The 12823-nt window shown below is 73.4% G+C and carries 7 protein-coding genes and 1 pseudogene; 1 reads left to right on the forward strand and 7 read right to left on the reverse strand.

The genetic code is table 11. The features are described 5' to 3' along the window. Positions 1-186: 186 nt before the first annotated feature. From ACFXGA_RS00120 to ACFXGA_RS00150, 7 genes are all read right to left on the reverse strand, one after another. On the reverse strand, positions 187-2214 hold the full coding sequence (locus tag ACFXGA_RS00120) for a bifunctional MFS transporter/dTMP kinase (RefSeq protein ID WP_378082766.1): 2028 nt from the start codon (positions 2212-2214) through the stop codon (positions 187-189). An 84-nt stretch (positions 2215-2298) separates the two neighbouring features. Continuing rightward, on the reverse strand, positions 2299-2826 hold the full coding sequence (locus ACFXGA_RS00125) for a hypothetical protein (RefSeq protein ID WP_378082769.1): 528 nt from the start codon (positions 2824-2826) through the stop codon (positions 2299-2301). Positions 2827-2839: 13 nt separating this feature from the next. After that, positions 2840-5599, reverse strand: a complete 2760-nt coding sequence (gene topA, locus ACFXGA_RS00130) for a type I DNA topoisomerase (RefSeq protein WP_378082770.1) — start codon at positions 5597-5599, stop codon at positions 2840-2842. Between the two features lie 126 nt (positions 5600-5725). After that, positions 5726-6532: a hypothetical protein gene (locus ACFXGA_RS00135; RefSeq protein ID WP_378082772.1), complete on the reverse strand. Its 807-nt coding sequence runs from the start codon at positions 6530-6532 to the stop codon at positions 5726-5728. A gap of 333 nt (positions 6533-6865) precedes the next feature. Continuing rightward, on the reverse strand, positions 6866-7477 hold the full coding sequence (locus ACFXGA_RS00140; protein ID WP_378082774.1) for a hypothetical protein: 612 nt from the start codon (positions 7475-7477) through the stop codon (positions 6866-6868). Between the two features lie 41 nt (positions 7478-7518). Further along, positions 7519-8103: a hypothetical protein gene (locus ACFXGA_RS00145; RefSeq protein ID WP_378082776.1), complete on the reverse strand. Its 585-nt coding sequence runs from the start codon at positions 8101-8103 to the stop codon at positions 7519-7521. Positions 8104-8237: 134 nt separating this feature from the next. Continuing rightward, a complete protein-coding gene (locus ACFXGA_RS00150; RefSeq protein WP_378082777.1) occupies positions 8238-10541 on the reverse strand; it encodes a sodium-translocating pyrophosphatase in 2304 nt (767 codons plus the stop codon). 227 nt (positions 10542-10768) lie between these two features. On the opposite strand from ACFXGA_RS00150, the pseudogene ACFXGA_RS00155 reads away from it, so the two are divergent. Continuing rightward, positions 10769-12823, forward strand: a pseudogene (locus ACFXGA_RS00155) (DEAD/DEAH box helicase); the annotation flags it as partial.

The raw sequence follows: 12823 nt of genomic DNA on the forward strand, positions 1-12823 counted from the left end.
GCCCGCCCCCCCCGCCGGGGCCCCGGGAAACCCCCCGGGGGGGGTGAGGCCCGCGCGGGGGGGGCCCCCCCCGCCCCCCCCCCCCGGGGGGGCCCCCGCCCCCCCCGGACAGCACCGCGACCGCCTCGGGCTGGCCGACGACCTCGCCCCACACCCCACGGTTCACCAGGCGACCGTACCGAGCCGTCAGGACGTCTCGGCCACCGGCTCGGCGGGCGTGCGGGGCTGCCGCGCCAGCAGCGGCAGCACGGCGGTCCGCACCCGTTCGGCGACCTCGTCCTCGGTGCCGTCGGCGTCGACCACGACGTACCGCTCCGGGTCGGCCGAGGCCATGTCGGTCAGCAGCTTCTGCACCCGCCAGTGGTGCTCGACCGTGTCCAGCGTGCCGCCGGTGGCCCGGACCTGCGACGGCATCCGGTCCAGCAGCACGGTCACGTCCGGCCGCAGCCGCCCGGTGGCCCAGTCGACCAGGCCCTCCACCTCGCGCGGCTCCATCGCGCCCGCCGCGCTGAAGTGCGCGAGCGGGCTGTCGACGTACCGCTCCATGACGACCAGCGCGCCGCCGTCCAGCGCGGGCCGCACCTCGCGCTCCACCACGTCCGCCCGCACCGCCGCGGCCACCAGCGCGTGCGCGCGCACCCCGGCCAGGTCGGCGGTGGACAGCAGGTTGCGCAGCCGCTGCTCGTCCAGGTCCGGGTCGGAGGCCAGCACGACCTCGCGGCCGGTCTCGCGCAACGCCTCGGCGAGCCTCCTGGCCTGCACGGACGTGTCCAGCCGGGTGTCGCCCTCGACCGCGATCAGCACGCCGCCGGTCCGCCGGGCCCGGCCGCGCAGCGCGGCGAGCAGGTCGGACAGGATCGGCTCGGACCGCCGGTTGTCCATCTGGCGGTAGGCGATGAGCCCGAGCAGCGCGGCGATCACGCCCGCGCCGAACAGCACCGGCCGGGTGCCGTCCACCTGCATCGGGTGGTCGAAGATCGTGACCGTGCGCTTCTGCACCACCGTGACCAGCAGCGGCGCGGCGGCCGAGGAGGCGAACAGCACCACCTTGAGCAGCGACTGGAGCAGGGCCACGGTGCGGCCGCGCATCGCGTCCTCGACCTGCGCGCCGACGATCGTCAGGCCGGTGAGGAACGCCATGCCCGCCGACGCGCCCACGCACGCCACCGCGACCAGCGCCACCCACAGGTGCGGCGCGAACGCCACGAACAGCAGGCTCAGGCCCGCGACCAGGATCGTCAGCCCGAACAGGCGGTCGTAGGGCAGCCGCCGGGCCAGCCGCGGCGCGGTCGCCATGCCGACCGCCAGCCCCGCGAACACCGCCACGAAGAGCAGGCCGAACGTCGAGTCGCCGCCCAGCAGCGACTGCGAGTAGGGGGTGGCCGTGCCGATCACCGCGCCGGCCGCCGCGAACGCGCCGATCATGCCGATGACCAGGCCGCGGACCAGCGGCGTGCGGGCCGCGTACTTCATGCCGTCGCGCAGCATGGCGAAGAAGCCGGGGGCCTCGCCGTCCTCGCGGGTGCGCTTCACCGCGGCGATCCGGCCGGACAGCTCGGGGATGCGGGTCGCGACCACGATCGCCGAGGTCACGTACAGCGCGCCGTTCACCATGACCGCGATGGTCGCGATCCGGAACTCCAGGTCGCTGCTCTGCACGCCGAGGTAGCCGGGGATGCCGGAGATGATCGAGTACAGGCCCGCGCCCGAGATGACCGAGATGCCGTAGGTCATCACCAGGCCGAGCTGGTTGGCCGTCTCCACCTGGTCCGGGCGGCGCAGCAGGTTCGGCACCGCCGAGTCCTTGGCCGGGATCCACAGCATCGCGCAGCAGCCGACCAGGAAGTTCGCCACGAACAGCCACCACGCGGTGCCGACCAGCGCGATGGAGATGAACAGGCCGCCGCGCAGCAGGTCGCAGACCACCATGATGCGGCGGCGGTCGAACCGGTCCGCGAGCACGCCGCCGAGCGGGGCGAACAGGATGCCCGGCAGGAGCTGGGTGAGGACGACCAGGCTGAGCGAGAAGCTCTGCCACTGGTAGCTGTCCATCAGCTTCGTCACCAGGCCGGTGAGCGCGAGCAGTGACAGCCAGTCACCGACGCTGCACAGGTACGTGACGCCCCAGAGCCTGCGGAAGGGCCGGATCGCCAACACGCTGCGAATCCGGTTGCTGGTCGAGGCCGCTGTGCCGCCGTCTTGGATGGTGCTCACCCCCGCCGATGATGCAGGCAGTAAGGGTAGCCGGAGCGATTCACCCGTCTGACCACATCCGCCGATCGGGTGACCCAGACGAGATCATCGCAGCAGGTCGACCACTGCCTCGATGATCTCACGGAGCACGTTGAACAGCAGCCCCGCGAGCACGGCCAGGCCGACGAGACACCCGATCAGCCCACTTCGCCCCTTCGTCGGCTGCTGCCCGGGCACGCGGGGAGCGGGTGGCCGGGCGGGCGACGCGGCGGCCTGCCTGCGCACCCGGGCCGGCCCTGCCTCCCGGGCCGCCGATCCGCGCGGCGACCGCGCCGCCCCGGCGGACGCCTGCGGGGGCCGTGCCGCCCGGCCGGACCCCGCGACCTGGGCCGACCACGCCGAGCGGGCGGCCTGCGGCCCGGGGGCGGATCGCCGGGCGGGCACGGACCGTGGCGCCGGCTGTCGGGCCGCGGCGGCGGGCGGGGGCTCGACGGGAGCCGCCGCCCCGGGGGGCCGGTAGAGCCGCTCGCCCGTCACCAGCCCCGCGAGGGGGTCGGGGAACACCGGCGGTGGCGGTGGGGCCTGCGTGCCGTCCTGGCCCGACCGGTCCGGGTCCGCCCCTGAGCCGTCCACCGCCCCGCCTCCCCTAGCCCTTCGACTTCGCCGGAGCCTTCTTGCGCGCGGCCGGCTTCTTCGCCGGGGCCTTCTTCTTCGTGCTCGGCCCCTTGGCCCGCTTCTCGGCCAGCAGCTCGGCCGCCCGCTCGTCGGTCAGGCCCTCGACGCTGTCGGACTTGCGCAGCGAGGCGTTGGTCTCGCCGTCGGTCACGTACGGGCCGAACCGGCCCTCCTTGACCACCATCGGCTTGCCCGACACCGGGTCCGCGCCCAGCTCCTTCAACGGCGGCGCGGCGGCCGCCCGGCCCCGCTTCTTCGGCTCGGCGTAGATCCGCAGCGCCTCGTCCAGGGTGACCGTGAACAGCTGGTCCTCGCTGGTCAGCGACCGCGAGTCGGTGCCCTTCTTGAGGTAGGGCCCGTAGCGGCCGTTCTGCGCGGTGATCTCCGCGCCGGTCTCCGGGTCCTTGCCGACCACGCGCGGCAGCGAGAGCAGCTTCAGCGCGTCGTCCAGCGTCACCGACTCCAGCGACATGGACTTGAACAGCGAGCCCGTGCGCGGCTTCGGCCCCTTCTTCGCGCCGTCCGGCGGCTCGGGCAGGACCTCGGTCACGTACGGCCCGAACCGGCCCTCCTTGGCCACGATCTCGTGCCCGGTGACCGGGTCCGTGCCCAGCGAGCGGCCCTCCTGCGGGGTCGCGAACAGCTTCTCCGCGATCTCCCGGTTCAGCTCGTCCGGCGGCAGGTCGTCGGGCAGGTTCGCCCGCTGCGCGGTGACCGCGCCGTCCGGCCCCTCGACCTCGCGCTCCAGGTACGGGCCGTAGCGGCCGACCCGGACGTAGACCGTGCGGCCCTCGACGTCGGTGAACAGGGGGATCGAGTTGACCTCGCGGGCGTCGATCGCCTCGACGCTGGAGCCGACCAGCTTCTTCAGCCCGCCGGACCGGCCGACCGACGACTCCGGGCCGACGTTGCCGCCGAAGTAGAACCCGGACAGCCACGTCGTGCGCTCCTGGCGGCCCGCGGCGATGCCGTCCAGCTCGTCCTCCAGCGCGGCGGTGAAGTCGTAGTCCACCAGCCGGCCGAAGTGCTGCTCCAGCAGCCCGACCACGGCGAACGCCACCCACGACGGGACCAGGGCGGAGCCCTTCTTCCACACGTAGCCGCGGTCCTGGACGGTGCTGATGATCGAGGCGTAGGTGGAGGGCCGGCCGATGCCCAGCTCCTCCATCGTCTTGATCAGGCTCGCCTCGGTGAACCGGGGCGGCGGCGAGGTCGAGTGGCCGTCCGCGGACAGCTCGGCGGCCAGCAGCGACTGGTCCTTGACCAGCTGCGGGAGCCGGGACTCGGCGTCGTCGGACTCGCCGCCCGCCTCCGAGTCGACCGTCTCGACGTACGCCTTCAGGAAGCCCGCGAAGGTGATCGTGCGGCCGGACGCGGCGAACGTGACGTCCTCGCCGCCCGCGGTGGTGCCCGAGATGCGGACGCTGGTCGTGTTGCCCCGCGCGTCGGCCATCTGCGAGGCGATCGTGCGCTGCCAGATCAGCTCGTACAGCTTGAACTCGTCGGACTCCAGCTCCCGGGCCACCTGGCCGGGGGTGCGGAACACCTCGCCGGCGGGGCGGATGGCCTCGTGCGCCTCCTGCGCGTTCTTGACCTTGCGCGTGTACTGGCGGGGCTGGTTGGACACGTACTGCGAGCCGTACAGCTCGGTGGCCTGCGCGCGGGCCGCGGCGATCGCGGTCTCCGACAGCGTCGTGCTGTCGGTGCGCATGTAGGTGATGTAGCCGTTCTCGTACAGCTTCTGCGCGGTGCGCATGGTGCGGTCGGCGGAGAAGCGCAGCTTGCGGCCCGCCTCCTGCTGGAGCGTGGAGGTCATGAACGGCGCGTACGGCTTGCGCGTGTACGGCTTCTCCTCGACCGAGGAGACCGTCATGGTGGCGTTGACCAGGCCGTCCGCGATGGCCCTGGCCTGCGCCTCGTCCAGCACGCGGACGTCGGCGCCCTCCTTGAGCCGGCCGTCGGAGCCGAAGTCGCGGCCCGCGGCCAGGCGCGTGCCGTCGACCGCGATGAGCCGCGCGCCGAACGTGCGGGGCGAGGCGTCCGCGCCCGCGTCCATGGTCGCCGAGACGTCCCAGTACGACGCGGTGACGAACTTCATCCGTTCGCGTTCGCGCTCGACCACGATCCGGGTCGCCACGGACTGCACGCGGCCCGCCGAGAGCTTCGGCATGACCTTCTTCCACAGCACCGGGCTGACCTCGTAGCCGTAGAGGCGGTCGAGGATGCGGCGGGTCTCCTGGGCGTCGACCAGGTCCTGGTCCAGGTCGCGCGGGTTCGCGGCGGCGGCGAGGATGGCGGGCTCGGTGATCTCGTGGAACACCATCCGCCGGACCGGGACCTTCGGCTTCAGCGTGTCCAGCAGGTGCCAGGCGATGGCCTCGCCCTCGCGGTCGCCGTCCGTCGCGAGGTACAGCTCGTCGACGTCCTTGAGCAGCTCCTTCAGCTCCGCGACGGTCGACTTCTTGTCCGGCGTGACGACGTAGAGCGGCTCGAAGCCGTGGTCGACGTCGACCCCGAGGCGGGCCCACGCCATGCCCTTGTACTTCGCGGGCACGTCGGCGGCGCCGCGGGGGAGGTCGCGGATGTGCCCCTTGGATGACTCCACGACGAAGTCGTTGCCGAGGTACGACGCGATCTTGCGCGCCTTCGCGGGCGACTCGACGATCACCAACCGCCGGTTGCCGCTCGCTGCTCCCCCGTTTGTCTTCCTCGCCCGTGTCGATCCAGCCACGCCGTCCCGCTCTCTTCGAACACTGTGTCCCGACCCGCCAGTGTGCACTGTCCTTTGTCGCCGCTGGGCAGCCCTGGTCGGGACAGGGTGACACAACTGCGCCGGATCCTCCGCCTACCGGACGCGCTACGCGGCCGGCCAGGTGCGCTCCGCGACGCCCCTGGGCGCGCGTCCGACCAGCTCGGCGAGCCGTTCGAGCCGCCTGCGGCCGACGACGCGCAGCGCCGGTCCGCCGGCCCCGTCCGCCAAGAGTGTCGCCGGGAGGCCCGAACCGGCCAACGCTTTTCGGAGGGTTTCGTGCGTGTCGGGAGCGGCCGGGTCGAGGCCGAGCAGGTACCCGGAGCCCGACTCGACCCACCGGCCGGACGCGAGCGCCCACAGCCGCAGCGCGCCGCCGTCCAGGGTGAAGTCGGGCGGCACGACCTTGCGGTCGCCGTCGAACCACTGCGCCGCCAACCCGGCCAGGTCCGCCCGGAAGGGGGTCGTGACCTGCCACGACTCGGTGAACTCCGGCTCGGCGTCCGCCGGTGGGGGCACGTCGGCGGCCGGCGGCGCGGGCTCGGCGGCCGGTTCGGGGGCGGGGTCCGGTTCGACCCCGGTCGGGGCGCTGCGGCCGGACCCGATCACCACCGGCGCGAAGCCGTCCGGCTCGTCGTCCACGACCTCGTCCACCGGTTCGCCCGCGAGGTCGTCCGCGGGCTCGCCCACCAGGTCGTGCGCGGGCTCGTCGGCGACCGGCTCGTCCACGGGTTCGGCCACCAGCTCGTGCCCGCCGGCAGGCCCGTCGGCGGGCGGTTCGGCCCCGCCTCCGCCCTCGGGGGCGGCCTCGTCCCGGACCGGGGCGCGCCGGACCTGCTCGACCCGGGCCTGCACCCCGCGCTCGGCCAGCGCCGCCGCCACGGCGACGGCGCGATCCCGGGTGTCGACGTCCACCGACACCCGGGCCCGGGGGGGGGGGGGGGCGCGGGCCCCCCCCCCCCCCGCGCCCCCCCCCCCCCCCCCCCCCCCCCCCCCCCCCCGGCCCGGGGGCGCACCCGGGGTTTCCCCGACCCCCCCCCCCGGGGCCGCTCGGCCGCGGGCGAAGCCCAGCGCCCGGCCGGGCCCGCACAGCAGACCCGCCAGGTCACCGACGCAAGGCTGCCTCGCCTCGGCCGAGAAGAAGGACAGTTGCCCCACGGAGACGCAGCGTAGAACACACGTTCGACCTCGGCCAGTCTCCGAAGGGCTGAACCACCCGCCCCAACCGTCACACGAGTCCCAGCGGGGTCAGCCGCCCAGGCCCTTCAGCGTCTCCGCCATCGCCACGCACTGCGGCGCCTGCTTGAACGCCTCGCCCAGCTCCGGGTCGTCCTGGAGCTTCTTGATCTGCTCCTGGAGCTTGGACGGGTCCGCCTGGTCGCCGCCGAGCCGCTCCAGCTTGGTCGAGAACTCCGGGTCGGCCGGGTCCAGCGCCTCCAGCTCGGAGTTGACCTCGGTCAGCGTCCTGCCCGAGTCGGAGAAGAACTTGACCAGCTCGTCGTGGAGCTCCTGGGCCTCGGCCGACGGCGCGCCCAGGTCGTCCAGCTTCTCGCCCGCCTCGGTGAGCGACTTGCCCGCCTTCGAGCTGTAGTCCAGCAGCGCGGCCTTCTGCACGGCCGGGTCCTCCGCGCCGCCCTCGAACATGGCCTTGAGCAGGGTCATCACGCCCTCGATCGTGGGCCCGACCCCCTCGCAGAACGTGCCCGTCCACTCCACCGGGTCGGCGTTGGCCGCCGCGGTGGTGGTCGTCGTGGTGGTCGTCGCCGACCCGGAGTCGGCGGACGACGAGCCGCCGCCACCGCACGCGGCGGTGACCAGGACTGCGGCGAACGCGCCCGCGAGCGCGACACGGTGCTTCACGAAACCCCCCAAACAGTGGAAAAAAGACGAGGGGCAACGTACTACGACGTGGGGGTCGCCGACTCCGACGGCCTCAGCGTGCGCAGGTCCTGGCAGGACGCCGCCTTCTCGGCCGCCGCCGACAGCTCGGGCGACGCCTCCAGCTGCTTCAGCGGCGCGACGAAATCATCCAGCCGGGCGATGGCCTCGCCGGCGGCCTGGAGCCCGCCGACCGGGTCGTTGGCGTCCGCGGCCTCGATCGCGGTCTTGGCGTCGGTGAAGTTCTTCGCGATGTCGGTGAACGTCGCCGCCATCTGCTCCACCTGCTGGTCGCCGCCCGCCACCGGCGACGGCCCGACGGCGCGCAGCTTGGTCGCGGTCTGGCCGAACGCGTCGGCCATCTGGCCCATGTACGCGCCCATGTCGGCCTTGAGCTTGGCCGGGTCGTTCGCGTCGAGCTGCGGCGGTGTCTTCGGCGCCGAGGCGAACGACGCGGCGGCCGTGCACACCTTGTCCATGTACGCGACCACGGCGGTGTCGTCGGGCGAGGCCGACGACGAGGTGGGCGCGGTGGGCTCACCCCCGGACCCGCACCCGGCGACCGCCACGACCAGGGCGGCCGAGGCGAGCAGCGGCAGAAGTCTCATCAGGGTGTTCCCCCTCGGGGCGCGCGACGTCGGGTGGCACCGAACAGTGTGCCCCCATCCGGACGCCGCCACCCCTCCGCCCGGACGTGCGAGGGCGGGGCGCCGACCACCGGCGCCCCGCCCTCACCCGGACCTCACGCGGAGGTGGTGGCCTCCGCCGGGGTGTCCGCGATGGCCGTGCCGCGCCGCTTGGACACGACCACGGCCGCCACGATGCCGACCGCGGCCACGACGGCGATCGCGTACCGGATGCCGGCCGACTCGCCCGAGCCCACGGTGAACCCGACGATCGCGGGCGCGATCAGCACCGAGACCAGGTTCATCACCTTGATCAGCGGGTTGATGGCCGGACCGGCGGTGTCCTTGAACGGGTCGCCGACGGTGTCGCCGATGACCGTCGCGGCGTGGGCGTCGGAGCCCTTGCCGCCGTGGTTGCCGTCCTCGACCAGCTTCTTCGCGTTGTCCCAGGCGCCACCGGAGTTGGCCAGGAACACCGCCATCAGCGTGCCGGTCGCGATCGCGCCGGCCAGGTACCCGGCCAGCGGGCCGACGCCGAGGCCGAAGCCGACCGCGATCGGCGCCAGCACCGCGAGCAGGCCGGGGGTGGCCAGCTCGCGCAGCGAGTCCTTGGTGCAGATGTCCACGACCTTGCCGTACTCCGGCTTGACCGAGCCGTCCATGATCCCGGGGTTCTCGCGGAACTGGCGGCGCACCTCGAACACGATCGCGCCCGCCGCGCGGGTCACCGCGTTGACCGCGAGACCGGAGAACATGAACACGACGGCCGCGCCGATCACCACGCCGACCAGCACGTTCGGGCTGAACACCACGTTGGTGAACGAGACCGGCACGTCGGCGAGGCCCACCTGCACGTCCCGCAGCGCCTGCTCGATGGCGTCCTTGTACGAGCCGAACAGCGCGGTCGCCGCCAGCACGGCGGTGGCGATCGCGATGCCCTTGGTGATGGCCTTGGTCGTGTTGCCGACCGCGTCCAGCTCGGTGAGGATCTGCGCGCCCTCGCCGTCCACGTCGCCGGACATCTCGGCGATGCCCTGCGCGTTGTCGGAGACCGGGCCGAAGGTGTCCATGGCCACGATGACGCCGACCGTGGTCAGCAGGCCGCAGCCGGCCAGCGCGACCGCGAACAGCGACACGACCACCGAGCCGGACAGCAGGAACGCGCCGTAGACCGCGCCGCCGATGACCAGCGCGGTGTAGACCGCCGACTCGAAGCCGACCGAGATGCCGGACAGGATGACGGTCGCCGCGCCGGTGAGCGAGGTGCGGCCGACCTCCTTGACGGGCTTGTGCTCGGTGCCGGTGAAGTAGCCGGTCAGCCAGAGGATGACGCCTGCCAGCACGATGCCGATGATCACCGCGACGGCCGCGATCAGGGCCGGGTTGCCCGGCGTGCCGGCGATGTCCTCGGACACGCCCGAGAGGCCCGCGAAGGAGCTGGGCAGGAAGACGAACGCCGCCACCGTGCACAGCACCGCCGAGACGACCGCCGAGATGTAGAACGAGCGGTTGATCGCGGTGAGGCCGTTCTCGCCGGTCCGGGCGCTGGTGATGTAGACGCCGATGACCGCGGTGAGCACGCCGATCGCGGGCACGATCAGCGGGAACAGCAGGCCCTTCGCGCCGAACGCGGCGGTGCCGAGGATCAGCGACGCCACCAGGGTGACCGCGTAGGACTCGAACAGGTCGGCCGCCATGCCGGCGCAGTCGCCGACGTTGTCGCCCACGTTGTCGGCGATGGTGGCGGCGTTGCGCGGGTCGTCCTCGGGGATGCCCTGCTCGACCTTGCCGACCAGGTCCGCGCCGACGTCGGCGGCCTTGGTGAAGATGCCGCCGCCGACCCGCATGAACATGGCGAGCAGGGCCGCGCCGAAGCCGAAGCCCTCCAGCACCCGCGGCGCCTGGCCCACGTAGACGAACACGACCAGCGCCGCGCCGAACAGGCCGAGGCCGACGGTGAACATGCCGACCACGCCACCGGTGCGGAAGGCGATCCGCATGGCCTTCTCGCGGCCGCCGTTCTCCTTGGCCGCGGCGGCGACGCGCACGTTCGCGCGGGTGGACAGCCACATGCCGAGGTAGCCGATGATGGCGGAGAAGCCGGCGCCGACGAGGAAGAACAGCGACCTGCCGATCCGTTCCCCGATGTCCTCGGCGGGCAACGCGAACAGCAGCACGAACACGATGACGACGAAGATGCCGAGCGTTCGGAACTGCCGGTTGAGGTAGGCCGCCGCGCCCTCTTGGACCGCCTTGGCGATGTCCTGCATCTTGGAGGTGCCCTGGCCCGCGGCCAGCACCTCCCGGAGCAGCACGTAGCCCACGGCCAGGGCAGCCAGGGCGACCACGGCGACCACGGCGACGAGGCCGCGATCACCTCCGGAGAGCTCGAGGCCCTCCGCGAGGAATTGCCGGGACATCCGTCCTCCTGGTGAGTTTTCCAAGCCCAATGTCAGGGCCACCCCGCTGATGTGAGGCGGGTCACTCACGCGACTGTCTGCCCCGACACAACGTGATGCACCCCTCATTGGATGCGATAGCGGCGGAGTCTATTCATAGCGCGCAAGTAGGCAACGACGCGTCCCGATCCGTGCACACACCGTTATCCGCCCAGGCTGCGTCGTATCCCTGTTCGGCGGCCTCCGCGATGCCGGTCGGGTGTGCGAAGCTGCGCCCCGTGGCGAACCACGGGCGTCGTTTGCTGGATCGCGTCCTGGCCGGGGTGCCGGCGGGCGAATCGCCGTTGACGCACACCGAAGAGCAGCCGCCGCGGCCCGCGCAGCCCGTCCCGTGGCCGTCCTGGGCGCCGGACGCGGTCGTGTCCGCGCTGGTGGAGCGGGGTGTCGAGCAGCCGTGGCGGCACCAGGCCGAGGCGGCGTCGGCGGCGTGGTCGGGATCACACGTGGTCGTGGCGACGGGCACCGCTTCGGGCAAATCGCTCGCGTACCAATTGCCGGTGCTGAGCGCGTTGACGGTTGATCCGAAGGCAACAACTCTGTACCTGTCGCCGACGAAGGCGTTGGGCGCGGACCAGTTGAGATCGGTGAGCGCTTTGGGCGTGTCGGGGGTGCGCGCCGCGTCGTTCGACGGCGACACCCCGATGGCGGAACGCGATTGGGTGCGCGCGCACGCCAACTGGGTGTTCAGCAACCCCGACATGCTGCACCGCGGTGTGCTGCCCAACCACGCCCGGTGGATCAGGTTCCTGCGCCGGCTGTCGTACGTGGTGGTCGACGAATGCCACACGTACCGGGGTGTTTTCGGCTCGCACGTGGCGTTGTTGTTGCGCCGGCTGCGGCGGGTCGCGCAGCGGTACGGCGCGGACCCGGTGTTCGTGCTGGCGTCGGCGACGGTGGCGGACCCGGCGGCGTCGGCGTCGGCGCTGGTGGGCGCGCCGTGCGTGGCGGTGACCGAGGACGGGTCGCCGCGCGCCGGCCGGACGGTGGCCCTGTGGGAGCCGCCGCTGCTGGACGACCTGGAGGGCGAGAACGGCGCGCCGGTGCGCCGGTCGGCGGGCGCGGAGACGGCGCGGATCCTGGCCGACCTGGTGGTGGAGGGCGCGCGGTCGTTGGCGTTCGTGCGGTCGCGGGTGGGCGCGGAGCTGACCGCGCTGGGCGCGCGGCGGGTGCTGGCGGAGGTCGACCCGGCGCTGGCGGAGCGGGTGGCCGCCTACCGCGGCGGGTACCTGCCGGAGGAGCGGCGGGCGTTGGAGCGGGCGGTCTCGTCGGGCGAGCTGCTGGGCGTGGCGACGACGAACGCGTTGGAGCTGGGCGTCGACATCGTCGGGCTGGACGCCGTGGTGGTGGCCGGTTTCCCGGGCACGCTCGCGTCGTTCTGGCAGCAGGCCGGGCGGGCGGGGCGGACCGGGGACTCCGACGCCCTGGTGGTGTTCGTGGCGCGCGACGACCCGTTGGACACCTACCTCGTGCACCACCCGGCGGCGGTGCTGGACAAGCCGGTCGAGGCGACCGTGCTCGACCCGACGAACCCGTACGTGCTGGAGCCGCAGCTCGCGTGCGCCGCGGCCGAGCTGCCGCTGACGCCCGAGTCGCTGGACGCGTTCGGCGGCGAGGCGGCGTTGGCCGTGGTGGAGGACATGGCGGCGCGGCGGGTGCTGCGGCGGCGGCCCAACGGCTGGTACTGGACCGCGCACGACCGGCCGCACGCGGAGGTGGACATCCGCGGGGGCGGCGGCGAGCAGGTCGTGGTGGTGGAGGCGGACTCGGGGCGGATGCTCGGCACGGTCGACCACGGCTCGGCGGGCCGGCAGGTGCACTCCGGCGCGGTGTACCTGCACCAGGGCGAGTCGTACGTGGTGGACGAGCTGGACCTGGACAGCGGCCTCGCGCTGGTGCACGCCGAGCGGCCGGAGTGGTCCACCACCGCCCGGGACACCAAGGACATCTCGGTGGTGCGGGTGCTGGAGAAGCGCGAGTACGACGGGGTCGGGGTGTACCTGGGCGAGGTCGAGGTGACCTCGCAGGTCGTCGGCTACCTGCGCAAGCTGCCGTCCGGCCGGGTGATCGACTCGGTGCCGCTGTCGCTGCCCGCGCAGACGCTGGTGACGCGGGCGGTCTGGTACACGGTGTCGGCGGAGCTGCTGGGCAGTGCGGCGGGGGGGGGGGGGGGGGGGGCGGCGCCCGGCCCCCCCCCCCCGCACGCCGCCCCCCCCACCCGCCGGCGCCCGGGCCCCGCCAGACCC

Origin of the sequence: Actinosynnema sp. NPDC059335 (genome assembly GCF_042752395.1) — a bacterium.
Classification (GTDB): Bacteria; Actinomycetota; Actinomycetes; order Mycobacteriales; family Pseudonocardiaceae; genus Actinosynnema.